Source organism: Kutzneria buriramensis (genome assembly GCF_003387475.1).
GTDB lineage: Bacteria > Actinomycetota > Actinomycetes > Mycobacteriales > Pseudonocardiaceae > Kutzneria > Kutzneria buriramensis.
The window spans coordinates 76114-101674 of sequence record NZ_QUNO01000009.1; the positions used below are offsets into that span (position 1 = coordinate 76114).

A 25561-nucleotide genomic window follows, 5' to 3' on the forward strand; every position below is an offset into this window, starting at 1 on the left:
AGCACCATGAAGTCATGACGACGCTCGAGACGGACCTGGCCGACCTGTATCGCGGCTTCGCGTCGGAGCGTCTCATTCCACTGTGGACGGAGATCGGCGACCTGATGCCGCCCGAACCCCGTTCCCGGGCGCAACCGCACCTGTGGCGGTGGCAGACGCTGCTGCCGCTGGCCGAGCGGGCCGGCGAGCTGGTGCCGGTCGGCCGCGGCGGCGAGCGCCGGGCGATCGCGCTGGCCAATCCCGGCCTCGACGGCGCACCGTTCGCCACGCCGACGCTGTGGGCGGCGATCCAGTACCTCAACCCGCGCGAGGACGCGCCGGTGCACCGCCACACCCAGAACGCGTTCCGGTTCGTCGTCGAGGGCGAGGGCGTGTGGACGGTGGTGGACGGCGACCCGGTGGCCATGCGGCGCGGCGACTTCCTGCCGCAGGCCGGCTGGCACTGGCACGGCCACCACAACGTCTCCGACCGCCCGATGGCGTGGATCGACGGCCTGGACATCCCGTTCCAGCACTTCGCGGGCGCCACGTTCTTCGAGACCGGCCCGGCCGAGGTCGACACCCGCGAGGCGCCGGACCGGTCCCGTTCCGAGCGGCTGTGGGGCCACCCGGGGCTCCGGCCGCTGACGCACCTCTCCCCCACGCCCGCCACGCCGCTGCTGGCATATCGTTGGGAACACACCGATCGCGCGCTGGCTGACCAGCTGGCGCTGGAGGCCGAGGGCGTCAAGGCCACCGTCGAGCCGGGGCATGCCGCCGTCCGCTACGCCAACCCGACCACCGGCGACGACGTGCTGCCGACCATCCGCACCGAGTTCCACCGCCTCGCTCCGGACACCGCCACCGCGAGCCGCCGGGAAGCGGGATCGTCGGTGTACCAGGTGTTCGACGGCGCCGGGGCGATCACCGTCGCAGACCGGCGCTGGACGGTCGAGCGCGGCGACCTGTTCGTCGTGCCGTCCTGGCAGCCGCTGACCATGGCCACCGACCGCGGCCTGGACCTGTTCCGCTTCAGCGACGCCCCGATCCTCGAACGCCTGAACCTGCACCGCACCCGGGAGGACCAGCCGTGAAACTCGCCACCGTCCGCATGCCCGACGGCGGCACGCGAGCCGTCGAGGTCACCGAAGCCGGCTACGTCGACCTCGGCGCGCCCGATGTCGGCGCGTTGCTGGCGTCGTCCGCCTGGGAGGCCGGCGATCTGGTGCCGCGTCACGAGTTGGCGCCGGTCGTGCCGCGCCCGGGCAAGCTCTTCTGTGTGGGATTGAACTACCGCAACCACATTCTCGAGATGGGCCGCGAACTGCCCGAACACCCCACGCTGTTCGCGAAGTTCGCCGACGCGCTGATCGGGCCCCGCGACACGATCGCGCTGGCGCCGGAGTCGACCGCGGTGGACTGGGAGGCCGAGCTCGCGGTGGTGATCGGCAGGACCGTGCGCCGCGCGTCCGAGGAGGAGGCGGCCGAGGCCATTGCCGGGTTCACCGTGCTCAACGACGTCACCATGCGGGATTGGCAGTACCGGACCAAGGAGTGGTTGCAGGGCAAGACCTTCGAGTCGACCACGCCGATCGGGCCGGTGCTGGTGACGCCGGACGAGCTGCCCGGCGGGGTGCGGCCGCGGCTGGTGATGACGTGTTCCGTCAACGGCGAGGTGATGCAGAAGACCGACACGTCCGACCTGGTCTTCGACCCGGTGACGCTGGTGCGGTACATCTCCACGATCGCCACCCTGCGGCCCGGAGACGTGATCGCCACCGGCACGCCCGGCGGCGTCGGCCACGCTCGCACGCCCGCCCGCTACCTCGCGGACGGCGACGTGCTCGTCACCGAGATCGACGGCATCGGCCGCCTGGAGAACGTCGCGAGAACCGCATGAAGAGTCGCGAGTGGACGGACGTCGGCACGAAGCTGTTCCTGGCCACCCTGGACGGCCTCGCCGACGCCGAGCTCGACGCCCCGAGCCTGCTGCCGGGTTGGTCGCGGCGGCACGTGGTGGCGCACGTTCACCACAACGCCGAGGCGCTGCGCCGGCTGGTGAGCTGGGCCGAGACCGGCGTGGAGAACCGGATGTACGCCAACCCCGAGCAGCGGGCCGCCGAGATCGAGGCCAGCGCTGTGCTGCCGGCCGCCACCCTGCGCGCGCTGGTGACGCATTCGGCGGACCGGCTCGCCGCCGATTTCGACGCGCTGCCGGCGGAGGTGTGGTCGCACAAGGTGATCACCGCGCAGGGACGGACCGTGCTGGCGGTGGAGATCCCGTGGATGCGGGCGCGGGAGGTCGCCGTGCACGCCGTCGACCTGGACGCCGGCGCCGGATTCGCCGACCTGCCGAACGATCTCACCGCCGCGCTGGTGGCCGACGCCGTCGCCAAGCAGAACACCCACGGCAACCTGCCCGGCCTCGCCGCCTGGCTCACCGGCCGCACGGCCGAGGCCCCGTCACTCGGCCGGTGGCTCTGACCTCCTGCCCGAAGATGCAATACCGCTGGTAGAGGACTGTTTTGCCGGGAAAACCCGGTTGACCGGCGGCGGTCGCCGCGCTGTCATGGCGTCATGACCGGCATCGAACTACCCGAGCACGTGCGCGCCAACCGCGAGTACTGGGACGCGACCGCCGACCGCTGGGTGGCGGCCGGCGAGCGGTCGTGGGCCCAGGACGAGCCGACCTGGGGCGTCTTCCACGTCCCGCAGCGCGAGGCCCCGCTGCTGCCGGACGAGGTGGACGGCATGGACACCATCGAGCTCGGCTGCGGCACGGCGTACGTCAGCGCCTGGCTGGCCCGGCGCGGCGCGAAGCCGGTCGGCATCGACAACTCGGAGCGGCAGCTGGCGACGGCGCGGCGGCTCCAGGACGAGCACGACCTGCATTTCCCGTTGCTGCACGGCAATGCCGAGCAGGTGCCGTACGCGTCGGCCTCGTTCGACCTGGCTGTCAGCGAATACGGCGCGGCGATCTGGTGCGATCCCTACGTTTGGATCCCCGAGGCCGCGCGGCTCCTCCGTCCCGGCGGGCGCCTGGCCTTCCTGTGCAACAGCGTGGTGTCGGTGCTGTGCGCGCCGGACGACGAGAACGAGCCGCCGACCGAGCGCATGCTGCGCCCCCAGCTCGGCCTGCACCGGACGCCCTGGCCCGAAGGCTCCGTCGACTTCCACCTCGGGCACGGCGACATGATCCGGCTGCTGCGCCGCAGCGGCTTCGAGATCGAGGACATGATCGAGATCTTCGCCCCCGAGGGCGCGGCCGACTCGGCCTTCGGCTACGCGCCGGCGGGCTGGTCCCGGCAGTGGCCCGTCGAGGAGATCTGGAAGGCGCGGCGGGTCTGAGAGTCGGCCGGTCCCGGCGCCCGGCCGACTCCCCTCACGCCTTGGCCACGAGGTCCCGGACGGCGGGCGCGACCTCGTCGGCGAACCGACGGATGAACTCCGGGTCGTCCGATGCGGTCGGCCGCCGGCAGGGCCTCCGGCGGCAGGAACGGCGAGCTCGGGATCCAGCCGTCGCCGATCGCGCCGACCACCCCGAGCATGCGCGGTCGGTACGCGCCGAGCCAGATGCCGATCTCCTGCCGCTCCCCAGCCCCAGCTCGAACCGCCCGCCGCTGAGGATGTCCAGCGACGCCGCGGTGCGGGCCGGCACGGCCGGCGGCCGCAACGGCAGGTTCATCGGGTTGGACAGCACCGTGACGCGCCGGGTCCGGGCCACGATGGTCGACAGCAGCGTGACGGTGTCCAGGCGGTGCGGCCAGTACGGGTGGTCCGACAGCGCCACGACGTCCAGCCCGACCAGCTCCGCCAGGCCGACGACGTCCTGCGGGCGGGCGGCGCTCTGGTGGAGCACCGCCCCGAACCGCACCCTCATTGCGATCCGCCGATGCGTGCCGGTGTCACCGTGCCGTGCACTCGCTGGGCGTACGCCGCGAAGGCCTGCGCGGAGGCGTCACCGATGACCGAGCCGACCTCCGGCGGCAGCGTCGCGATGATGTCCCGGACGGTGTCGGCGTCCGCCTCGTACGACATCAGGCCGAACATCAGTGCCATCTGCTCCGGCGGCACGTCCTGCGCGCCGTCGGCGATCATCGCGGCCCACTCGGCGGCGGTGATGTGCCGCTCGATCAGCGGCAGCGCCTCGGCCTCCTCGGTGGCGAGGTGCTCGACCAGCCGGGTGTGCAGCTCCTTCACGGTGTCGGCCACCGCCGCGCCCAGCCCCGGGTCGGCGGTGACGCGCCACTGGGCCAGCTCGGCGCGCAGCTCGTCCACGAGCTTGTCGATCGCCCCGTGCTGCTCCTCCATCACCTGCACGATCGGGCCGGCCTCGCTCGCCCGCTCCAGCAGCTTGGGCCAGATGTGCTTGTCCTCGCCCTGGTGGTGGTGCTCGAGGACGCTGTCCACCAGCGTGAGGTGGTCGGCGACGATCGCCGCGCGTTCGACGTCGCCGGCCGCACCGCGGACGAGGTCCGCGGCGAGACCGATCTCGCGGCGGAACATGATGTGCGCCATGTACATGTCCCGCACGTCGGCAAGGGGTTCGTTGCTCATGATGGTTTTCCCGCTTTTCCCGTAACGAACTGTGCAATTCGAACGCTAACAGGGAATCGCGGATCCCGCCCGGGTCTGTCCGCGATGCGAATTCCGTTAGCCGCGAAGCGTACTCAGCGGCTTCTGCCCGTATTTCGCCTCGTGCGCCGCGGCGAATCGACCGAGGTGGGCGAAGCCCCAGCGGCGCGCCACCGACGCCACCGATTCCACGTACGGATCCGCCGCGCGCAGCTCCTCGTGCGCGCGCCGCAGCCGGATGTCGCGGACGTACTCCATCGGCGACATGCCCAGGTGCTGCTGGAATGCCTTCTGCAAGGCGCGGGGACCGACCCCGCACCGCTCCGCCAGCTCCGACAACGTCAGCGGGGCCAACGGGTCCGACTCGATCACGTCGATCGCCGCCCGTACCGATGCGGGCCGTGCCGTCGCCAGCGGCACCTCCTGCGACTGCGTCGCCGCCAGCACGAAGCCGTTGAGCATGCTGTCCGCCAACGGCGCCGCCACCAGCGGCTGCGACAGCAGGCTGTCCCCCGCCGCCAGCTGACGGTTCACCGACAGCAGCAGGTTCGCCCAGCTGCGGCCGTAGCCGTCGCGGGTGTTCATCACCGGGTCGAAGCGCCTCCGGCCACCCAGCCGGGCGACGGCCCGCTCCACCGCCGACAGGTCCACCCGTACGCACAGCGCCCGATACCCCGCCGGCCACCGCCCGTGGAACGGTCCCCCGCCCGGCAGGTACACCGCCGTGGACATGTTGTTCACCATCATGTCGACGCCCCGGTGCCGTGACTCGAAGCGGCCCGCGATGGGTAGGTGGATGAAGAACCCGGTGCCCACGTCGTCGCAATCCAGGCGCAGTTCCCCGCCCATCCACACCTCGCCGATCGCGATCGGCCCCACTTCCGCCGACCGATAAGTCGACGTCGTCACGTCGTCCTGCGGCACCGTTTCAATTGTCGACGACCGCAGATACATCGGCTTTCCTCCGAATTCCCCACCCGAGGCGGAGTCTACGGCTGCCCCGATCCCCGGCAACCCGCCCCGATCGAATCACCCGACAGAACTGCCCGCTTATCCGATCCGGTGAGCCGAAGCTGACGGGTTGTGCCCGTCCAACAACCCGAGGTATTCCTCGGTCACGGCGGCCACCAACGCCGGATCCATCCGGGTCAGCTCCCGCACCGACCGCGACCAGTGGCCGAGCCGCAGCGTCGTCGCCAGCAGCCGCCGGACCCGACCCGGGGCGAACTCGGCGATCCCGAGCAACGCCGTGACGACGTCCTCGGACCGGTCACTCGCCGACCGCGCCAGCCTCTCCGCCCGGTCCAGATCCCCCAACCGCGCCACCGTCCTCGCCAGCGCGATCATCGCGTCGGCCTGCCACCTGTCGGTCAAGGCCCGCGCAACGGGCTCCGCCGCGTCGACATGGCCCGCTGCGGCGGCCACACTTGGGATGTCGCGAAGGGCCCAGCGACGCGTCCTGGCGTTGTGAATGTCCACTGCGATCACCCGTGCCTGGTCAACCAGACCAGCCGCCGCCACCTCCCGGGCCGCCGCCGCCCGCGCCCGATCCTCGTTGCGAGGGTTGGGCAAGGACGCCATCAGGTCACCCGCCCGCTCGTACCGCCCGCCGAGGACGTGCCGTGCCGCAACCTGGCCGATGGCCGTGATGAGCCGATCCTCGTCGGCCAACGAGCAGGCGGCCGGATCGATCTGGCGGACGAGGTCCTCGGCGCGGTCGACATCGCCCGCGGCGGCCGTGGCGTCCGCCAGTGCGATGAGGATCGACATCTGGCGGCGTGGTTGCCCTGCCATGTCGGCGAGGGGCTCGAACTGACCGATGAGCTCACCTGCAAGGTCGCTGTCGGCCTTGATCAACGCGGCCAGCGCCATCGCTCGAAGGTCCGCGCAGGTGATCAGATTGGCCAGCACCCGCGCCTCGCGAATGTCGGTCGGGGCGGCGGCCTCCACAATCGCGAGCAGGGCGGCCTGGCGGTGAAAGGGCATGTCGATTCGGGTCGCGACGGCTTCGGCCCGCCCGATGTCGCCCGAGGTCGCGATCGCCTTGGCGACCGTCGTGAGCGCTGACGCGCGGTCAAACGGATTCAGGATCGCGGCGGCGAGAAGCGCGGCGCGACCGGTGTCGTGAGCGACCGCTCTTGCCACGTCGTCCTTGTCCACCATCGCCTGGTCCCGCGGTTCGAGTCTCCGCGACTTCGCCTCCAGGTGCCACGACAAGACGGTCACGGCGCTGGCATGCCAGAAGCCTGCCGTTGCGGATAGCCGTTCCTCCAGCGCCACAACGAGATCTGACTCGGCGAACAATGCGATCTCACCGACCAACGTCGCAATCCGATCGTAGGCCGCTCCTGAGTCGGTAACCGAGCCGGCCAGCCGCAGCGCGTTCTCGGCCAGTCGCTCGGCGTCCTCCATGCGTCCGGATTTGACGCACCGCACGGCCACGTCAGTCACCAGGTCGGCTCGCGCGGACACGTCTTCGATCTCGTTCGCATAGCCCGTCGCCGTCGGGATGTCACCGGTTGCCAGCGCGGCCGCCACGACGGCCCGGAACGCCTTCTTCTTCTCGTACGCCTCGCCGATCTTGTGGGCCACATCCGCCGCGAGCCGAAGCCGGCCGACTGCGGCCAATCCCTCGCACAACTGGACCGACGCACGATCCCGCCAGAATCCGTTAGTGATCAATTCCAACGCCGACGTCGCCGCCTCGATGAACTCCGACGCACGAGACGAGTCCCCCTGCATTATCGCGACCAACGCGGACACCCGCGATTCCGCGATAGTGATGTCACTGAGGAGCGCCTCGGCCCGTCCGAACTCGCCGGCCGCGACAAACATCCGCACGGCCTCCGCCAACGCTGACGAACGCGTGACTGGGTCGTCGTCGGAGCGGGCGAGCGATTCGACTCGGCTGGCAATCGCAGCGGTCCGGCGAGCGTCGGACTCGACCGCACGGCGCGCCACCATGGCGAGCAGTTCGACCTGGTCCGACGTACAGTCGGCCGTGCGCGCCAACTCCTCGGCACGATCGAGTTCACCCTTCCCCACCAACGCGGATACGACCACTTGCCGACCGACTTTCCTGTAGACCCGGTCTTCGCACATCGCCACGATCGCAATCGCGCCGTCGAACTCGCCCAGTCGCAGCGCCAGTCTCACCAACTCGTACAGCGCGCTCGACCGCTGGCGGCGGTCGGCGATCGCGTTCGCCGAAGCCAGGCGTTCGTCCAGGTCTTCCGGAGTGTCCGACCGATCCGGCGGCCGCGGCCGCGCAGCCCTCCGCGCGCGCACCCCTGAGAAGGTCATCACCTCCTCCGTCGCGCGAGCGACGGGGGCGCCAGCCCGCCTGGCTTTGGCGGTCGAGAGCTCGATGAGGCCCGAGTCGCGGAAGTACGTGTCCTCGATCGCGGCGACGAGGTCCACGGCTCGTTCGACGTCGTCGGCCGCCAACGCCGCCCGCGCCACCGTCAGAAGGGCCACGTCCCGCTGCGTGCGATCGGTCAGGCAGCGGGCCAGGGCGTCGGCTCGGGCCAACCGTCCCAGCTTGGCGAAGATGCCGGGCAGGTCGCCGGGGACGTGCCGGTTGCGCTCGGTGAGACGGTCGTGGTGCATGGCCAGGCAGACTGCAGTCAGCAGGTCTGGTTCGTCGGCGTCGAGCACCGTCTCCCTGCACGAGGCGATCTGCGACAGGGCGACAGCGTCACCGCCGGTGCGGTCGCGCAGCCAGTTCTGACGATTCAGGTCGGTGGCCAGAGCCACCATGCGGGGTAAGTCGTCGATGGCCTGGAGCAGGCGGAAGTAGCCACGCACGAGGTAGTCGGGGGTGTCGGCGGACCAATCCTGGCTGTCGGCCCAGCGGCACACCTGGTCGCGGAGTTCACCGAGCCGCTTGGGGCCGAGGAACTTCACGGCGCCGACCTGGAGTTCCTCGTGGGCGAGGATGTACAGCGCGGATTCGGGGTCGCCACCGTCGGTGCTGAGGCGGCTGCTGAAGGCCCGGCCGGCGACGGTGCGCAGGTGGTCGGCGACCTCCCACGGTTGGACGTCACCCGAGGGTGAGATCAGCTGCGCGAGGTCGGCGGCGCTGAGGCCGCCGCCGGCGGCCACGACGAGTCCGAGCAAGGCCTTGTCACGGTCGTCGCCGCCGAGCAGCCGCTTGAGGGCCCGTTCGGCCCCGCGTCGTTCGACGGCGGCCTGCGGCGAGCGGTCAAGCACACGAACCACGGCGGGGTCGCGGAGGGGATGGTGATCGGAGACGTCCTCGGGAATGGGCGGATGGGGCCGGCCTGCGACGATGATCCGCATGCCTGGCTCCGGATCCTCGGGCAGCAGGGCGGCGATGCTGTGGGTGTCGCTACCTCGGTCCTCGTCGAGCCCGTCGACCACGAGGACCAGGCGTTGGCCACGGCTCGCGCAGTCGTGGGTGGCCTGCCTGAACATGCCCAGCAGATGTGTCTCGACGGTCGGGCCGCTGACCTGCGGCAACGGCTGCCGGAGCAGGTCGGCGAGCTGCTCGACGACCACGGAGAGGAAAGCTCCCCGGTCGTTCTGGTCGGCGAAGCGGGCGGTGATGAAGAACGACACCACCCGCACGCCGGGGGGCGGGTGCAGGACGAAGGTCGCCAGCAGCGCGGACTTGCCGGCCCATGCGGGGGCCTGCCACCACTGGTACGGCGACGGGACGGCCGGGGCGGTGCAGAAGCGCGCCAGTTCCGCCAACTCACGGCCGCGGTCGTGCAGGGTCGCCGGGGCGATGCGCCGGACCTGGTCCTTGTAGTGCGATTGGGCCGTGCCCCCGCGACCGAGGTGCACGCCGCTGATGTCGTTGTGGGAGTCCCCCGTCACGGGGTCCAGTGTGTCAGTTGGTGACGAGGTGCAGGGTCTTGCGGCGCTGCGCCCGGACGACGGACAGGCGGGGGTAGAGGCCGCGGGCGGGGGCGATCTCGACGGACTCGAACTCGGGGAAGTGCTCCAGCACGCCGGCGTAGCCGAGCATCGAGGAGATGTCGATGATCAGAAGGCGGCCGCCGGGGCGCAGGACGCGGGCGGCCTCGCGGAGGGTGCGGATCTGGGCCTCGCGGTCGCCGAGATTGTGGATGGCGAGGGTGGCGGAGACCAGGTCGAACGAGGCGTCGGGGAAGGGCAGCTGCTGGAAGTCGCCGGTGACGAGCTCGACGCGCTCGGCCAGCCCCTCGGCCCGCATGTTGGCCTCGGTGGTGCGCAACGCGTTGCCCGACTGGTCGACCTGCCGCCAGAGGTCGATGCCGACGATGCGGCCCTTGCCGGGCAGCCGACGGCCGAGGACGGCGAGCAGCTGGCCGGTGCCGGGGCCGAGGTCCAGCACATCGGCGTCGGCGGACAGGCCGGCGGCAGCGATCTCGGCGGCGAACAGCTTCTCCTTGCCGCGGGTGCTGGTGTAGAAGCGAAGCGCGGCCTCGGAGCCGGTGACGACGGCGTAGGCCAGGGCGAAGGCCTCGATGGCGAAGGCGACGAGGCCGTCGAAGACGCCGAGCGTGACGGCGCCGACGACAAGGCCGGCGAGCGCCTGGGCGGAGAGCCGGCGGACGGTGCCCGGCGCGTCGATCCCGTAGCGTGACATGGACATCTGGATTTCACACCCTTCCCGACCCGGCCTCGACGACCGGAGTGTCGTACAGGCCGGCATCCTCCAGCCGGCGCAGCGCGTGGTAGTCGGCCTCGATCCGCTCGGGATCGTCGGACATCAGGTAGACGTAACCGGGCGACCCCATCAGGTCCACGGTGGGCGGCATGGAGAGCCCGGCCGGAATGGTCAGCAGCACCTTGTGAAACGACGGCAGGGCACGCACTGCCGCCAGTCGCTCCTCGGAAGGCGCGACGCCGTCACGGGGGTTGATCAGCGACACGTACCGGAGATGGCGGCGAATCTGGTACGTGTCAACGAGTTCGTCCGGACGGGCGATGGCCCGCGCGAGGACCTCGATCTGGTTGGTGCCCAGGCACTCCGACACGACCTCCGGCAGGTGCGAGCCACCTGGACGAGCGGCGGACTCCACCAGCACAGGTCCGGACGAGGTCAGCATCACCTCGGTGTGCGAGGAACCGTTGCGCACCTCCAGGGCGTCCAGCACCTGAAGTGTGTACGCGGCAACGGAAACAGCAGCCGGATCCGAAGCGGGCACGGGGTGTTCGTAGTCGTAGACGCGACGGCCGTTGCCGACGTCCCGCTTGTGGTAACGCCAAACCTCAACGACGTGATGGCGGCCCTCGACGCTGACCGTGTTGACGAAGTACTCGTCACCGACTAGGAACCGTTGCGCCAGCACGGAACCGTTCGACAGTCCGAAAAGGTCGGAAGACGCCATGATCCGACGGAAGGCCGCGCGAACTTCCGCTATGGAGGAACAGAAGTACACGTTGTCGGTGCCGGCGCTGGACCGCGGCTTGAGCACGATCGGCCAGCTCTCCTGGGCCACCGCCCAGCACACGACCGACGCCTCCGACGACGAGGCGAAGGTCGCCACGTGCGCGAGTCCGGCATCGCGCAACGCGGCGACCATCTCGAACTTGTCCCGGCGGCAGCGCGGTCGCGTCATCCCGTTGCCGGGAGTGCCGAGCGCGGCCGACAACTCGTCGGCCAGCTCGACCCCCGACTCGCAACCGGCCACCACCAGGTCCACGCCGAGCTCCCGGAGCCGGCCGACGGTGCGGGCCACGTCGCCGTCGTGCCGGATCTCCGTCGCTCCGGTATGCGCCACGGCCAGGGCGTCCATCGGGTGCTGCGACAGGACATGCACCCACTCGATCCCCTGCGCGCGCAGGGCCGCCGGCAGGAAGCGGCCGCTGGCGTGCGCGTCGACCACGGCGCAGAGCCGGACAGTGCTTGGCATGGTGCGAAACTCCTAGACGTTCACGAGCTCGGGCAGCGCGGCCAGCGACCGCTCCAGCGCCTCGTCCGACAGCGACTCGTCGGTCAGCTCGCCGGCGAAGTACTGCTGGTACGCGGCGAGGTCGAAGTGACCGTGACCGGACAGTCCGAACAGGATGGACCGGGACACGCCCTCTTCACGGCACCGCAACGCCTCCCGAACCGCGCCGAGCACCGCGTGGGTGGACTCGGGCGCGGGCAGGATGCCCTCGGTGCGGGCGAACTGCACACCGGCGGCGAAGCAGTCCGTCTGGGCGACCGCGATGGCCTCCATGACGTTCTCCTCCAGGCACCGCGTGATCAGCGGGCCGATGCCGTGCGCCCGCAGCCCGCCGGCGTGGAAACCCGGCGGCACGAAGGTGTGTCCCAGGGTATGCATCCGCACCAGCGGCGAAAGGCGCCCGATGTCGGCGAAGTCGTACGCGATGCGCCCACGGGTCAACGTCGGGCACGCCGCCGGCTCCACCGCCACCACCCGGGCCTTGCGCCCGCCGCGCAGGCCCTCGCCGATGAACGGGAACGCCAGCCCGGCCAGGTTGCTGCCGCCGCCGGCGCAGCCGACGACGACGTCCGGGTAGTCGTCGGCCAGCGCCATCTGCGCGATGGCCTCCTGCCCGATGACGGTCTGGTGCGCCAACACGTGGTTCAACGCGCTGCCGACGGTGTAGCCCAGCGTCGGATCGGCCGCGGCGGCGGCCAGCGCCTCCGAGGTCGCGATGCCGAGGCTGCCGGGGCTGTCCGGGTCCTCCGCCAGCACCGCGCGACCGGCGGCCGTCTCGATGCTGGGGCTGGCGATGCACCGGGCGCCGTAGGTCTGCATGAACGCCCGCCGGTACGGCTTCTGCTCGTAGCTGACCTTCACCATGAACACCAACGCGTCCATGCCGAACAGCTGCGCCGCCATCGAGATCGCCGTGCCCCACTGACCGGCGCCGGTCTCGGTGACCAGCCCGCGCTTGCCCGCCAGCTTGTGGTAGTACGCCTGGGCGAGCGCGGTGTTGGGCTTGTGGCTGCCGGTCGGGCTGGTGCCCTCGTACTTGTAGTAGAGCCGCGCCGGGGTCTCCAGCGCCTTCTCCAGGGCCCGCGCCCGGAACAGCGGCGTCGGCCGCCACCGGGCGTACAGTTCGCGCACCGCACCGGGAATCTCGAACTCCCGCTCGGTGCTGAGCTCCTGCTCGATCAGCTCGGCCGGCATGGTGGCGGCCATCTGGTCGGGCGTCAGCGGCTCGCCGGTGGCCGGGTTCAGCGCGGGGGCCGCGCCGCCCGGCAGGTCGGCGACGATGTTGTACCAGGTGTGCGGGTACTCGTCCGCACCGAGCGTGAACTTCACTTGCTGGGACACCCAAACCCCCTCAGTGCGCCGGTTCGGAGTCGGACTCCGCGACCAGCGAGCCGTCGGTGAGCCCGTACTGGCTGGCGAACAGGCGCGGGTGCGCCTCGCGGATCCCCTCGACCACCAGCTCATACGGGAAGTCGTCGAACTCCCCGTGCTCGTGCAGGAATTCCATGTACCGCCGCCCGGACCGGTCGTACGGGTGGTACACGCTGTCCGAGGTGCCGTAGAACTCCAGCGGTGCGATGTTGTACAGCCGGCACAGGGTCCGGTTGAACACCGGCGTCGCCCGCACCCACCGGTGGTCCAGGAACACCGAGGCCAGCGCGTGGAACCGGAACACGTCGCCGCCGACCAGCTCGCGCAGCCGCGGCGACGCGAGGTGGTTGCGCACGTCGGTGAACACCAGCCGGGCGGGAATGCCGGCCGCGCGGCACACGGCCACGTACACGATGGACTTGTGCACGCAGAATCCCCGCCCGGTGCTGATGATCGAGCTGGCGCGCACGCCGTGGCGGCTCAGGTCCGCCCCGTACACCTCGTAGAAGATGCCGTCCCGCACCGCGTAGTAGAGCGCGATCGCGTTCTCGGTCGGCGTGCCCCAGCGGCCGTTCAGGGCCCGGTCGACGAAGCCCTGGACCTCGTCGCTGTCGTGGTCGAGGAACTCCGTCACCGACAGCAGCCGGTTGGTCGTCGCCTCCACGGTCATGTCTGCCACCTCCCCACTTGTCAGGCCACGCCGAGCATCCGCGCGATCTTGTCGCGCTGGATCTCCGAGGTGCCCGAATAGATCGTTCCGCCGACGGCGTCGCGCAACTCCTTCTCGACGCCGTACTCGGTGAGATACCCGCGCCCCCCGAAGATCCGCACGGCGTTGGTCGCCGAGCGCAGGTTGGCCTCGCTGACCAGGAGCTTGGTGATGGCGATCTCCTGCATCACGCTGGCGCCGGCCAGGAACCGCTCCGCGGTGTCGTAGAGCCAGCGGCTGCTGGTCTCGACCCCGATCTTCATGTCCACGATCATGTCCGCCACCAGCTGGTAGCCGCCGATCTTGCGACCGAACTGGGTGCGGGTGCGGGCGTACTCCACGCACCGGGCCAGCCGGTTGCGCATCGCGCCCAGGGTGATGACGAAGGAGCACAGGATCTCCCACTTCATCACGTAGTCCAGCACGAAGAACCCGTTGCCCACCTGACCGAGCACGTTCTGCCGCGGCACCACGCACCCGTCCAGCAGCAGCTCGCCGAACGGCGAGGTGCGCAGGCCCATCTTGTCCGCCGACGGCCCGACCGTCAGCCCCGGCGTCGCCCGCTCCACCAGGAACGCGGTGATGCCGAACGGCCCCGCGCCCTGCTGGGTGCGGGCGTACACCACGAACAGGTCCGCGACCGGCCCGCAGCTGACGAACGACTTCTGTCCACTGAGGACAAACGCGTCGCCGTCCTGGCGGGCCGTGGTGACCATGCCGGCCACGTCCGACCCGCCGCGCGGCTCGGTGATCGCGTGCGCGCCGATCGCCGACCCGTCGCAGATCCTGGTCAGGTAGCGGGCCTTGAGCTGGGAGGAGCCGAACCGCTGCAACGGGATCCCGGTGCTCACCAGGTGGGTGGCGATGGAGAAGTTCAGCCCGCCGTCGCGGCAGCTCAGGCCGAGCTCCTCCAGCACGTGCATCACGGTCAGCAGGTCCTGGCCCTGCCCGCCCCACTCCGGGTCGAACGGCAGCCCGAGCAGGCCCGACTCGGCGACGAGCTTCCAGATCTCCTGCGGGAACTCGCCGTCCTGGTCGCGCCGGATATGGTCCTCGCCCCACGCCGCGACGACGCCGGCGTAGTGCTCGCGCAGCGCGCGCTGATCGTCGGTCCACTCTCGCATGGTCGTGTCCTCAGTAGTGGGAGAACTCCAGCTCGGAGAAGTCGTGTGCCTCGTGGCCCTGCAGCGCCGGCGTGAACACGCACACCAGCCGCAGGTCCTCGACCGGCGAGGCGATCAGGTGGTGCGCGTCGTTCTCGTTGAGCGCGTACATGGTGCCGGGCTCGATCGGGTGCTCGTTGCCCTGCGAGTCGATCACCAGGCCGCTGCCGGCGATGCAGTAGCAGGCCTCCAGGTGCTTGCGGTACTCCAGCGGCGAGCGGGTCCCGGCGCGGACCAGGGTGTCGGTGATGGTGTAGCCCATGCCGTCGTCCTCGACCAGGAAGCGCCGGCTCAGGCCGTTGCCCCACTCGATGCCCTCGACGTCGGCCAGCCTGCGAACGATCATGTCACTCACCTCTCTGCGCTTGCGCCGCGACCACGGGACGGCCGGTGGCGTACTGCTCGACGAAGCGGCACATGGCCGCCACGGAAACGAACTGGTCCTCGGAGATCTCGACGTCGTCGACGGCGACGTCGAAGCGCTGGGACAGCCAGTCGACCACCCGCAGCAGGCCGAGGCTGTCGATCACCCCGTTGGCCAGCAGGTCGTAGTCGTCGTCGATGTCCTCGGGGCGGGCGTCGGGCGCGAACTCCGCGACGATGAACCGCTTGATGGCAATGGCGTCACTCATGCCTTGACTCCTGTGTGTGCGAGCATGCTGCTGATCGCCCGGCGGTCGACCTTGCCGGTCGACGTGGTGGGCAGTGGCGAGTCCACGACGTGGATGGCCGACGGAATGGCGACCCGGGGCAGCCGCAGCCGGCAGTGCTCGCGCAGGGCGAGGCTGCTGACCGGCTCGTCGCAGCGGATCACCGCGTGCACCCGCAGCCCGGCGAGCTCGTCGGGCAGGCCGACCACGGCGGCCTCCAGCACGCGGCCGTGGTCGAGCAGGACGTGCTCGATCTCCTGGAGGTTCACCCGGGTGCCCCGGACCTTGACCTGGAAGTCGTTGCGCCCCATCAGGGTGTACGTGCCGCCGGCGTCCCTGGAGACCAGGTCGCCGGTGCGGAAGTAGCGGATCCCTTGGTGACGAACGAACTTCTCGGTCTGCCCGGGGCCACCCAGGTAGCCCTCGGTCTGGAACGGCGTGTGCACCAGCAGTTCCCCGGTGGCGGGGCCATCGTGCACGACGCCGTCCCCGTCCACCAGCAGCACGTCGACGCCGGGTAGCGGCCGGCCGATCGGCAGGGCCGTGTCCTCGTCGATGTGCGCCGGCAGGTCGTACAGGAAGCTGTCGTTGGTCTCGGTGCAGCCGTAGACGTTGGTGACACGGGCGTTGGGGAACAGCCGCGGCAGCGCCGGCAGCAGTCGCGCCGGCATCGCGTCCCCGGTGAGGATCACCTGCCGCACGGCGGGAAAATCCCCGTCGGCGGCGTCGGCGACCAGCCGGAAGAACATCGGCACCGACTGCACGAGCTCGATCTCGTGCTCGTGGAGCAGGTCGGACAGGTAGCGGCCGTTGGTGGCCTTCTCGGGCGCCACCAGCACCACCGTGCCGCCAGCCTTCAGCGTCGCCCAGACGTCCAGCAGGCACAAGTCGAAGTTCAGCGGCGCGTAGTTCAGCACCCGGGTGCCCGGCTCGATGCCGAACCGGTCGACCGCCCAGTCGGTGAAGCGGTCCACTTCGGACATGCCAAGCGGCACGATCTTGGGCACGCCGGTGGAGCCGGACGTGGTCAGCATGAACGAGACGCCGCGGCGCGACCCGGGCACCACCTGGGCCACCTGGTCTTCGGCGGCGCAGTTGACGACGGTGACCGGCGGCCAGCCCTCGTGGACGTGCCGCTCCAACGGCGTCGCGGACAGCACCGCGACGCAGCCGGCGCGCTCGAACAGCGTGCCCAGCGTGTGCGTGCCGAGCTCGGTGGACGGCACCAGGAACCGCCGCCCAGCCAACAGACACGCCGTCAGCAGGGCGATCGTCTCCGGCGTCTTCGCCGCGTGGATCCCGACGGCGGAGTCCACGTGCAGGCCCAGTCGGGCGATCCGGCGCCTCGCGGCGGCGGCCATGCCGGCGAGCTCGCGGTAGGTCACCCGGCGCTCGCCGGCCACCAGGGCGACGGAATCCGGCCGCCGCCACGCGTGTTCGGCCAGACAATCGACAAGAGAACGTGAATCAGCCACGACGGTTCTCCTCGGCCAACTCCACAGGAAGCTCGAATTGCGAAACCGAGTGTTACGCGAATCTCTCGGTCGCAAATCGACGGTAGCACTTCGTCGGCCGCAGAACAGAGTCCGTGCGGTTGGCGGTCTCGCCGGCGAGACCGCCAACCGATCACCCTTGGGGCGGCACGTATCGACGACGAGCGACGCCGCCGACCACCGTGAGCGGCACCGCGACCAGCGCGGCCAGGGCGAACAGCGGTCCGTACGAGCCGCTGTCGGCCAGCGGGCCGCCGAGCGCCGAACCGATTGCGCTGCCTACGAAAAGCGCCGCCACGAACAGCGAGACGGCGGTGCCGCGGGCGGCCGGCGCCAGCGTCGTCGCCCACGTCTGGAGGGAGGAATGCATGAACGCCCAGCCGCCGCCGAGAAGAACGGCCGCGATGCCGATGCCCACCACCGACTGGGAAATCGCGCATGCGGCGAAACCGACCGTCACCATGATGCCGCCGGTGACAAGAAGCTGCCACGCGGCCCGCAGCGCGACCCGCTTGAGGACGCGGGAGAACACGAGCGTGCCGACGCCGTAGAGGGCGGTGACGGTGCCGGCGCCGATCGACGTCAGACCCTCGTGTTCCAGTGCCGGCGCGAGGAACGTGAAGCACCCCAGCAGAACCGCGCCCTCGACCAGGCCGAGCGCCATCACCAGCCACGACCAGCGCTGCTTGAACACCGTCGCCAACTGCTGGGCGGGGCCACGCGCGGCCTGTGCCTTCGCCGGCTCGGGCATGTTGCGCAGCCAGACGACCAGCACGGCGGCCAGCACGGCCGGCAGCGCGAACATCACGCGCCAGCTGATGAGCTGCGCGATGCCGCCGGCGACCACAGTGGCCAGTGCGGTGCCGATCGCCAGCGCCAGCTGGAGGTCGGACAGGGCGCGCTGCCGGGTCTGCACGGGAACGGTGTCACCCACGTAGGTGAGGGAGGTCGGCACGATGGCGCCGAAGAACGCGCCGGTGGCCACCCGCAGCACGACCAGGGTTGCCACGTTCGGGGCGAACGCCGACAGCGCGCCGCACACCGCCGTGAGGGCCAGCGTCAGGCGGATGACGCGCATCCGGCCGTAGCGGTCCGACAGCATGCCCCACACCGGCTGGGCCAGTCCGTACGCGAAGAAGTAGCCGCTGGCGGTCAACACCACCGAGGCCAGCGGGACCTGGAGCCCGGCGGCGATCACGAGCAGCATCGGCGTGATCGCGAACCGGTCGAAGTTGCTCAGGAAGCACGCCAGCACGAAGGCCCGCGGCACGCCGACGGCGGCCTCCTCCTTCTGGGCCATTTCCACCATGATCATCCTCAATTCGCATGCCGATGACGGGATGCGACCATGGTGGCCAGCGGCGCGGTTCGGTCACCAGGGAAGAAAACGTCCTGGTACCGTGGGTAATACCATGGCGACGACGAATCCGAGCGTGGGCGACGCCAATCAGCGGGCCCTGGGGGCCTTCATCCGCTCCCGGCGCGAACGCACCTCACCGGCCGCCGTCGGCCTGCCCGAGCACGGCCAGCGGCGCACGCCCGGGCTGCGGAGGGAAGAGGTGGCCGCGCTGTCGGGCGTCAGCCTCACCTGGTTCACGTGGCTCGAGCAGGGCCGGGACATCAACGTGTCCGCCCAGGTGCTCGCCGCGCTGTCAAGGACGCTGCGGCTGTCCGACCCGGAACGCGCGCACCTGTACCGGCTCGCCGGCGAGCTGCCGCCGGCCGGGGACCTCATGCCCGGCTGCCCGCAGCCCGGCCAGCACGTGCTGGACGTGGTGGAGGCGCTGAACCCCTGCCCCGCGTTCGTGCTGGACCGGCACTGGGACATCGTCGGCTGGAACTGGGCCGAGGCCGCGCTGCTGACGGACTTCGCCGCGCTGCCGCCGGATCGTCGCAACATGCTGTGGCTCATCTTCTGCTGGCCGCCGGCGCACGAGCTGTTCGTCGAGTGGGAGCAGCAGGCGACGCCGGTGCTGGCGCAGTTCCGGATGGCAGCCGACGAGCATCCCACCGACCCCCGCTTCGCGGAGATCATCACCGAGCTCGCCGGCACGGCCCCGGACTTCGCCACGTGGTGGGAGCGGCACGACGTGGCCGGCTACCAGCCCGTACGCAAGGAGTTCGAGCACCCCCGCGTCGGCCGCCTGGCGCTGCGTCAGTCCAAGCTCATCGTCGCCGACACCCCCGAGCTCCAGGTGGTCGTCCGCCTCCCGGCCGACGACCTCACCAAAGCCAAACTCACCACACTCGCCGACGACTGACCCCCGCGAGTCGCGCTCACAGACACACCGAATGTAGGTTTCAGGCAGAAACGAGCTCCGAGGCTCAGTTCTGCACGAAACCGACATTCGGTGTGACGCCAGGCGGGACTCGCGGGGGTGTGTCCGAGACGTGCATTCGATGGGTCCGAGAGCGCGACTCGCGGGGGTTCTACGGGGAGACTTCCTCCAGGGGGCGGTTGCGGGTGCGCGGGGTGAACTGCGCGAGGATCGCCGCCACGATGAGGAAGCTGGACATCAGGCCCAGGGCGGCGAGGGTGTTGAGGTGGGGGATCAGCGGGGCGATGGCCAGCAGGCCCACTCCCCCGCCCAGGTGGCCGATGCCGTCCACGAGGCCGAAGCCGGTGGACCGGGCCCGGGTGGGGAAGCTCTCCGCGGACAGCGCGTAGGTCGGCGGGATCCACGCGTTGAAGCCGAAGAAGATGAGGAACGCCCCGATGAACGCCACGGTCAGGCTGCCGCCGCCGGCGGCCACCACGGCCGCGCCGGCCACCGTCACCAGCGCGGCGACGGGCAGCCAGTGCCGGCGTTCCAGCCGCTCCGAGAAGCGGGCGGACACCAGGCCCTGGGTGAAGAAGCCCAGGCTGCCGACGGCGCAGATCATCGCCGCCTCGGCCGGCGGGTGGCCGAGACCGGTCAGCAGCACGCTGAAGCCGGCCGCGAACCCGTACACGGTGATGTAGCCGATGAACCAGATGGCCAGCAGCAGCCCGGCCCGCCGCCGGTACAACGGGTTGCCGAACAGTTCCCGGTGCGCCTGCTTGCCGCCGACAACCTCGTCAGCGCCGGCAGCCGGCTCCGGCAGCGGGCCGTGGCGCAGGGCCTGGGCCTCGACCCGGCTGACGATCGCGTCGGCGTCGCTCCCCCGCCCCTTGCCGAGCAGCCACCGCGGCGACTCTGGCAGGCGCAGCCGCAGCAGGAAACCGCCGATGCCCAGCAGCACCGCGATCGCGTACATCCACCGCCAGCCGCTGTCGAACGCGCCGCCGGCCAGCGCGACCGGCAGCCCGGACGGCCACGGCGCCGGCTCGGTGGTGAGCAGCAGTCCGAGCCACGTCGCCGTCAACGCGCCCAGCGTCGACATCACGAACGTCGCCGACGCGTAGCGCGCCCGCGACCGGCTCGGCGCCACCTCGCCGATGTACGTGTTGACCACCGCCAGGTCGGCGCCGATCCCGATGCCGGTGAGCAGCCGGGCCAGCACGAACGTCTCGTAGTTGCCGGCCAGCAGCGTGCCCAGCGCGCCGAGGCTGGTGATCAGCATCGTCACCAGCAGCGTCGCCCGCCGGCCGAACCGGTCGGACTGCGGGGCGATCACCAGCGCGCCCAGCGTGTACCCGACCAGGCTGAGCAGCACCGGCAGCCCGAGCCAGCTCGACGCGTTCTGCGGCGTGCACCCGGCCTGCAACTGGCCGCAGGTCTGGATGAACGACACGTTGATGTCGAAGCTGTCGTAGAAGTTGACGAAGAAGCCGGGTCCGAGGATCCCGAGCAGCAGCGGCGCCAGGGCCCGCAGGGGCAGCCGCTCGATCCGGGCGGTGAGCGGGACGCCCACCGCCCGGTCAGTTGTCGCAGTCACGCTCACTCTCCTTGCCAGTACGACAGGACCCGGTCCTCCCGCACCTCTACCTCGGTCGTTATGAACTGCTCGTGCACGGCGACGACCGCGTCGGAGAGCCGTTCCTCCGCGCACAGCACGGAGATCCGCGCCGGGCACACCACCACCTCGCCGACGGACACGTCGAGCGAGCCGAGCACGTCCAGCACCGACGGCAGGATCTGCGGGTGGTCGCCGATGCCCAGCCCGACCACCGAGAGCTTGCCGAGCGGCGGTGTCCACCGCCACTCGCCCGAACTCCGACTGGTGTCCACTGTGGACAGCGACGACGACACCTTGGCCAGGTCCGCCTCGGGGATCACGAACGACAGGTTGCGGCGGTCGCCGGCGACGTCCGTCCAGCCGTACCGGAACATGTCGACCCGGGCCGCGGTCTCGCCCAGGGTCGCGCCGATCACCGCCGCGCCCTGCTGGGTCACGTCGCTGACGGTGCAGCGCACCAGCCCCGACTGGTGCGCCACGCCGGTCACCGGCGGCTGGCCCGGGTCGGCCGGCAGCCCGGCATGGGCCGACGGCCGGGTCGAGGGCCCGACCCAGGTGCCGGTGACGTCCGAGCGCGTGCTGGACCGCAGGTGCACCGGGACCTGGTGCCGGCGCGCGTACTCCATCGACGACAGCGCCAGCACCTTCGCGCCCGCTGCCGACAGCTCGATCATCTCCTCGTACGAGAGGACGTCGAGCTTGCGGGCGCCGGTCACGAACCGGGGATCTGCGGTGTACACCCCGTTGACGTCCGTGCAGATCTCGCACACGTCCGCCCCCAGCGCCGCGGCGACCGCGACCGCCGTGGTGTCCGAACCGCCGCGCCCCAACGTGGTGCGCGAACCGTCCTCACAGGACTCGCCCTGGAATCCCGCCACCACCGGCACGACGCCCCGGTCCAGCAGCTGCCGCATGCGGCTCGGGTCGACGTGCACGATGCGGGCGTTGCCGTGCCGGCCGTCGGTGACGATGCCGGCCCGTTCGCCGGACATCGACTCGGCCGGCACGCCGCGGTGGCCCAGGGCGATGGCCAGCGCCGCCGCCGAGACGGACTCCCCGGTGCTGACCAGGGCGTCCAGCTCGCGGTGGGCAGGGTCGCCGGACAGCCGGCCGGCCAGCGCGAGCAGGTCGTCGGTGGACCTGCCCATGGCGGACACGACGACCACCACCTGGTGGCCCTCCTGCCGGGTCTGGCGCACCCGGTCGGCGACGCCCCCGAGCAGCTCCGCGTCGGCGACGGAGGTCCCGCCGTACTTCTGAACGATCAAGCCCATGATCGATGTCCTATCCTCCACCGACAGGTCCGCGAGGCCGCGCCGGCGCCTGGACCGCCGCCCTGGAAAAAACCGCGTCTTTCCAGCGGTTTTTTCCAGGGCAAGGGAAGGCGGCGGCTTAGGAGCGGCCTCGCCCCGCCCGGAACGGGCGGCAAAATCACTGCTCGTACAGGAACTCTCGGATCGGGTAGCCGACGTGGCGCTGGTCGGTGGGCGTGTAGCCGAGGATCTTGTCGCCGGCCTTGAGCTCGGTGATGTTGTGCACGCTGCCGCCCGGGCCCAGCGCCCGCACGTGCCAGTCGTCCTGGGCGATGACGTTGACCTTGCCGCCGGTCGGCGACACCGCCTCGATCAGCAGCATCGGGCGGGTCTCCATCTTGATCCGGCCGACGGTGATCACCCGGGTGTTGCCGTCGGTGTCGACGCCGAAGATCTCCGAACCCGAGCGCAGCTCGGCCAGGTACCGGGTGCGGTTGTTCGGGCCGACGCAGTACGAGTGCAGGCCGGCCGCGTTGACCCGGAACGGCCGGGTCGGCATGTACGGCAGCGGGTGCGTCTCGCTGGAGATCAGGATCATGCCGGTGGCGTAGGAGCCGACCAGGATGCCCTCGTTCTGCTTGAAGTGCGAGCAGGTGTCGACGCACACCCGGTCGCCCAGGCCCAGGTGGGTCAGGCCGGTGATGGTCAGCTCCTGGAGCTCCAGCTTCTCGGTGCCGCCGGCGCAGATCCGCACCAGCTCGGAGGCGTCGCCGACGGTGGTCGGCGCGAGCAGCACGCCGTCCGGGCCGCGCTCCAGCACGCCCAGGGTGACGGTGGCGTCGGCGAGGTCGGTGACGAAGCTGATCAGTGTGCCCTCGGCCTTGTCGGTGGCGCCGAGCAGGATCTCCAGCGGGATCTTGCTGGGGTCCTGGAGGAACTCGACCAGGGTCCACTCCGACTTGGCGGCCCACTCGCAGGCGATGGACAGCGTCTCCTCGCCGGTGACGGCGACGAACACGCCGGTCTTGGCCTCGGGACGGGCGGGCGTGAACTGGCCGACCAGGGTGTGGTCGAGCAGCAGCAGGTCGGCGATCTCGGCGAGGTCGTCGGCGACGGTCTTGGGCGTCTCCGGCAGGACGAGGGCGACCTTGCGCCGTGACGGCGGCACGATCGACAGCAGCGCCGGGTTGTCCGAGACGAAGCCGTCCACGCCGATGTGCACCGCCTCCTCGATCACGGCGGCGGCCAGGTCGCCAAGGGCACGGGTGTCGATCCACGCGAGCTTCACGGTGTTGTCTCCTGTCGGTGTGTGGACCAGGGGGAATCAGGGCCAAGGGGATCAGCGCGGTCAGCCCAGCGCGGCTTCTGGCCGGCTCGGCAGATTCGGGATCGAGGTCAGGTGGCGGTCGGCGTGCACGGCGTCGGCCAGCAGCCGGGTGGTCTTGGCGGCGTCCGGGGACTCGAACACGTTGCGGCCGATGGCCAGGCCGATCGCGCCCGAGGCGAGCACGTCCTCGACGGTGGCCAGCAGCTGCTGGTCGTCGCCGACGCGGGCGCCGCCCGCGGTGAGGATCGGGATGGGGCAGGACCGGACGACCTCGGCCATGCTGACCACGTCGCCGGTGTAGGGGGTCTTGACCAGGTCTGCGCCGAGGTCGGCGGCCAGGTTGGCGGCGTGCGCGACCAACTCGGGATCGGTCGGCTCGGTGATGCGCGGGCCGCGCGGGTACACCATCGCCAGCAGCGGCACGCCCCACCGGGCGCACTCGGCGGCGACCCGGCCGAGGTCGGACAGCTGGGTCGCCTCGGTGGCCGAGCCCATGTTGATGTGGACGCTGACGGCGTCCGCGCCGAGTTCGACGGCCTCGGCCACCTCGCCGACGATCACCTTGTCGTTGCTGTCGGGCGCGTGCCGGGTGCTGCCGTTGAGGTGCACCACCAGGGCGAGGTCGCCGACCTGGTCGGTGGGCAGGAAGCGGACGCGGCCCTTGTGCACCAGCACCGCGTCGGCGCCGTTGGCGGCGAGCGTCTCGACCAGGTCGCGCACGCCGTCGGCGGAGGCGATCGGGCCGTCGCCGAGGGAGTGGTCGAGCGGCACCAGCAGGGTCCGGCCGGAGCGCGCGTCGACCAGCCGCCGCAGGCGCAGGCTCTTTCCAGGAGTCACGAGTCGTCACCCTTTCCTTGTGGCAGCGAGAAAGGCACGGCGCCGCCGCGGCACACGGGTGGTGTTTCGGCGGCGGGCCATGGGTTTCGGCGCGGTGGCGCCAGATGCAGGCAGCGGTCTCGCGGGGCGGATGGGCTCTGGCGGCGCTGCGTGTCGAAGCGACAGTACGTCAGCGAAGTGCAAGCGTGTCAAGGAAGTCCGTGTCCCTCCCGGCGGGACGCGACGGCGGCCTTGACAGTCCCCGACGCGTTCGTAGACTCCGACGTTGTCTACTCTTCCGCCCCGACTCCTGGGGTGAATCCGCACGCCGTCAACGCATCCGACGTTTTGCGTGCGCGTTGTCGCGAGCACACCGAGAGGATTTCGATGAGCGCGTTTCCGCAGAACCACTGGTACGTCGCCGCGTGGAGCCACGAGGTGGGGCGGTCGCTGCTGGCCAGGACGATCTGCAACGAGCCGGTGGTGTTCTACCGGACGGCGGCGGGCGAGCCGGTCGCGCTGGCCGACCGGTGCGTGCACCGCCGCTATCCGCTGTCGCTGGGCAAGCTGGTCGAGGACGAGGTCGAGTGCGGCTACCACGGCTTCAAGTTCGACTGCGCCGGCGCCTGCACGTTCGTGCCGGGCCAGGACCGGATCCCGCGCACCGCAAGGGTTCCGCGCTACAGCCTGGTGGAGCGGCACAGCTGGATCTGGATCTGGATCGGCGACCAGGAGCCCGACCTCTCGGCCGTGCCGGACGCACACTGGCTGGACGACCCGGCCTGGGGCGCGGTGCGGGACCTGACCTACTCGCCGTTCCGGCACAGCCTGCTGATGGACAACCTGATGGACCTGTCCCACGAGACCTACCTGCACGCCGGCCTGATCGGCACGCCGGAGATCGCGCGGACCCCGTTCACGACCACTGTGGACGAGGAGAACCACCTGGTGCGGTTCTCCCGGCACATGTCGGCGGTCGAGTGCCCGCCGTTCTACGCCAAGTCCACCGGCTTCAAGTCGCCGATCGACCGCTGGCAGGACGTGTACTTCGAGCCGCCGTCGTTCTGGGTCAACAACGTCCGGGTCGCGCCGCACGGCGTGGAGCCCGGCCCGAACGGCGACGACAGCGGCGCCGCGCACGTGAAGATCCTGCACGGCCTGACCCCGGAGACCGAACACAGCACCTGGGACTTCTGGGCCGTGGTGCGGGACTTCGCGCTCGACGACGACAGCGTCGGCGACTTCCTGCTGGCCATGAACCAGGACGTCGTGCAGCAGGACCTGGACGCGCTGACCGTGCTGGAGCAGGTCGTGGCGACCGAGCCGCCGGGCACCCAGGAGCTGAGCGTGGCCATCGACGCCGGCGGTCTCGCCGCGCGGGACATGATGCGCCGCCTGCTGTCCTGACGTCGGCACGGGACGGTCGCCGGCGACCGCCGGC

23 protein-coding genes are annotated in these 25561 nt (G+C 70.8%); 6 read left to right on the forward strand and 17 right to left on the reverse strand.

Annotated elements, in window-relative coordinates; all coding sequences use genetic code 11:
* Positions 1-14: 14 nt before the first annotated feature.
* The 4 genes from BCF44_RS25895 to BCF44_RS25910 all read left to right on the forward strand — a co-directional run bounded on the left by BCF44_RS25895 (position 15) and on the right by BCF44_RS25910 (position 3327).
* Positions 15-1073, forward strand: a complete 1059-nt coding sequence (locus BCF44_RS25895) for a cupin domain-containing protein (protein WP_116176987.1) — start codon at positions 15-17, stop codon at positions 1071-1073.
* Entirely contained in the window at positions 1070-1879 is an 810-nt protein-coding gene (locus BCF44_RS25900; RefSeq protein WP_116176988.1) for a fumarylacetoacetate hydrolase family protein, read from the forward strand. The genes BCF44_RS25895 and BCF44_RS25900 overlap by 4 nt, the downstream gene beginning before the upstream one ends.
* Positions 1876-2463: a maleylpyruvate isomerase family mycothiol-dependent enzyme gene (locus BCF44_RS25905; protein ID WP_116176989.1), complete on the forward strand. Its 588-nt coding sequence runs from the start codon at positions 1876-1878 to the stop codon at positions 2461-2463. Before BCF44_RS25900 ends, BCF44_RS25905 begins: the two co-directional genes overlap by 4 nt.
* Positions 2464-2556: 93 nt before the next feature.
* Positions 2557-3327 carry a class I SAM-dependent methyltransferase gene (locus BCF44_RS25910; protein WP_116176990.1) on the forward strand — a complete coding sequence of 257 codons (771 nt, stop codon included), beginning with the start codon at positions 2557-2559 and terminating at the stop codon, positions 3325-3327.
* A gap of 34 nt (positions 3328-3361) precedes the next feature.
* Here the strand turns inward: BCF44_RS25910 and BCF44_RS25915 are convergent, their stop codons facing one another.
* From BCF44_RS25915 to BCF44_RS25975, 13 genes are all read right to left on the reverse strand, one after another.
* The gene (locus BCF44_RS25915; RefSeq protein ID WP_246015565.1) at positions 3362-3859 is read right to left on the reverse strand and encodes an LLM class flavin-dependent oxidoreductase; all 498 of its coding nucleotides are present in this window, start codon (positions 3857-3859) and stop codon (positions 3362-3364) included.
* Positions 3856-4536: a hemerythrin domain-containing protein gene (locus BCF44_RS25920; RefSeq protein WP_116176991.1), complete on the reverse strand. Its 681-nt coding sequence runs from the start codon at positions 4534-4536 to the stop codon at positions 3856-3858. Before BCF44_RS25920 ends, BCF44_RS25915 begins: the two co-directional genes overlap by 4 nt.
* Before the next feature lie 96 nt (positions 4537-4632).
* Positions 4633-5478 (reverse strand): helix-turn-helix transcriptional regulator, encoded by an 846-nt coding sequence (locus BCF44_RS25925; protein ID WP_170217743.1) that lies wholly within the window; start codon positions 5476-5478, stop codon positions 4633-4635.
* A gap of 126 nt (positions 5479-5604) precedes the next feature.
* The gene (locus tag BCF44_RS25930) at positions 5605-8937 is read right to left on the reverse strand and encodes a hypothetical protein (RefSeq protein ID WP_147328630.1); all 3333 of its coding nucleotides are present in this window, start codon (positions 8935-8937) and stop codon (positions 5605-5607) included.
* A 472-nt stretch (positions 8938-9409) separates the two neighbouring features.
* Entirely contained in the window at positions 9410-10156 is a 747-nt protein-coding gene (locus BCF44_RS25935) for a class I SAM-dependent methyltransferase (RefSeq protein ID WP_170217744.1), read from the reverse strand.
* 7 nt (positions 10157-10163) lie between these two features.
* Entirely contained in the window at positions 10164-11420 is a 1257-nt protein-coding gene (locus BCF44_RS25940; protein WP_116176995.1) for an ATP-grasp domain-containing protein, read from the reverse strand.
* Between the two features lie 12 nt (positions 11421-11432).
* Positions 11433-12800: a TrpB-like pyridoxal phosphate-dependent enzyme gene (locus BCF44_RS25945; protein ID WP_211353231.1), complete on the reverse strand. Its 1368-nt coding sequence runs from the start codon at positions 12798-12800 to the stop codon at positions 11433-11435.
* A 10-nt stretch (positions 12801-12810) separates the two neighbouring features.
* Entirely contained in the window at positions 12811-13500 is a 690-nt protein-coding gene (locus BCF44_RS25950) for a transglutaminase-like domain-containing protein (RefSeq protein WP_116176997.1), read from the reverse strand.
* Positions 13501-13520: 20 nt separating this feature from the next.
* Positions 13521-14663: an acyl-CoA dehydrogenase family protein gene (locus tag BCF44_RS25955; protein ID WP_116176998.1), complete on the reverse strand. Its 1143-nt coding sequence runs from the start codon at positions 14661-14663 to the stop codon at positions 13521-13523.
* A 10-nt stretch (positions 14664-14673) separates the two neighbouring features.
* Positions 14674-15048, reverse strand: a complete 375-nt coding sequence (locus BCF44_RS25960) for an ectoine synthase (protein WP_116176999.1) — start codon at positions 15046-15048, stop codon at positions 14674-14676.
* A 1-nt stretch (position 15049) separates the two neighbouring features.
* Entirely contained in the window at positions 15050-15334 is a 285-nt protein-coding gene (locus BCF44_RS25965) for an acyl carrier protein (protein ID WP_116177000.1), read from the reverse strand.
* Positions 15331-16827: an AMP-binding protein gene (locus BCF44_RS25970; RefSeq protein ID WP_116177001.1), complete on the reverse strand. Its 1497-nt coding sequence runs from the start codon at positions 16825-16827 to the stop codon at positions 15331-15333. The genes BCF44_RS25965 and BCF44_RS25970 overlap by 4 nt, the downstream gene beginning before the upstream one ends.
* Positions 16828-16978: 151 nt before the next feature.
* On the reverse strand, positions 16979-18145 hold the full coding sequence (locus tag BCF44_RS25975) for an MFS transporter (RefSeq protein ID WP_211353232.1): 1167 nt from the start codon (positions 18143-18145) through the stop codon (positions 16979-16981).
* Positions 18146-18257: 112 nt separating this feature from the next.
* Here BCF44_RS25975 and BCF44_RS25980 point away from each other — a divergent pair, with 112 nt between their 5' ends.
* Entirely contained in the window at positions 18258-19106 is an 849-nt protein-coding gene (locus BCF44_RS25980; protein WP_170217745.1) for a helix-turn-helix transcriptional regulator, read from the forward strand.
* Positions 19107-19275: 169 nt separating this feature from the next.
* Here the strand turns inward: BCF44_RS25980 and BCF44_RS25985 are convergent, their stop codons facing one another.
* From BCF44_RS25985 to BCF44_RS26000, 4 genes are all read right to left on the reverse strand, one after another.
* Positions 19276-20703 (reverse strand): MFS transporter, encoded by a 1428-nt coding sequence (locus BCF44_RS25985; RefSeq protein WP_116177004.1) that lies wholly within the window; start codon positions 20701-20703, stop codon positions 19276-19278.
* Between the two features lie 2 nt (positions 20704-20705).
* Positions 20706-21998, reverse strand: a complete 1293-nt coding sequence (locus BCF44_RS25990; RefSeq protein WP_116177005.1) for an aspartate kinase — start codon at positions 21996-21998, stop codon at positions 20706-20708.
* Between the two features lie 157 nt (positions 21999-22155).
* On the reverse strand, positions 22156-23265 hold the full coding sequence (locus BCF44_RS25995; RefSeq protein ID WP_116177006.1) for a 3-dehydroquinate synthase II family protein: 1110 nt from the start codon (positions 23263-23265) through the stop codon (positions 22156-22158).
* 60 nt (positions 23266-23325) lie between these two features.
* Positions 23326-24141 carry a class I fructose-bisphosphate aldolase family protein gene (locus BCF44_RS26000; protein ID WP_116177007.1) on the reverse strand — a complete coding sequence of 272 codons (816 nt, stop codon included), beginning with the start codon at positions 24139-24141 and terminating at the stop codon, positions 23326-23328.
* Positions 24142-24507: 366 nt separating this feature from the next.
* On the opposite strand from BCF44_RS26000, the gene BCF44_RS26005 reads away from it, so the two are divergent.
* Positions 24508-25527: an aromatic ring-hydroxylating oxygenase subunit alpha gene (locus BCF44_RS26005; RefSeq protein WP_116177008.1), complete on the forward strand. Its 1020-nt coding sequence runs from the start codon at positions 24508-24510 to the stop codon at positions 25525-25527.
* Positions 25528-25561 lie beyond the last annotated feature (34 nt).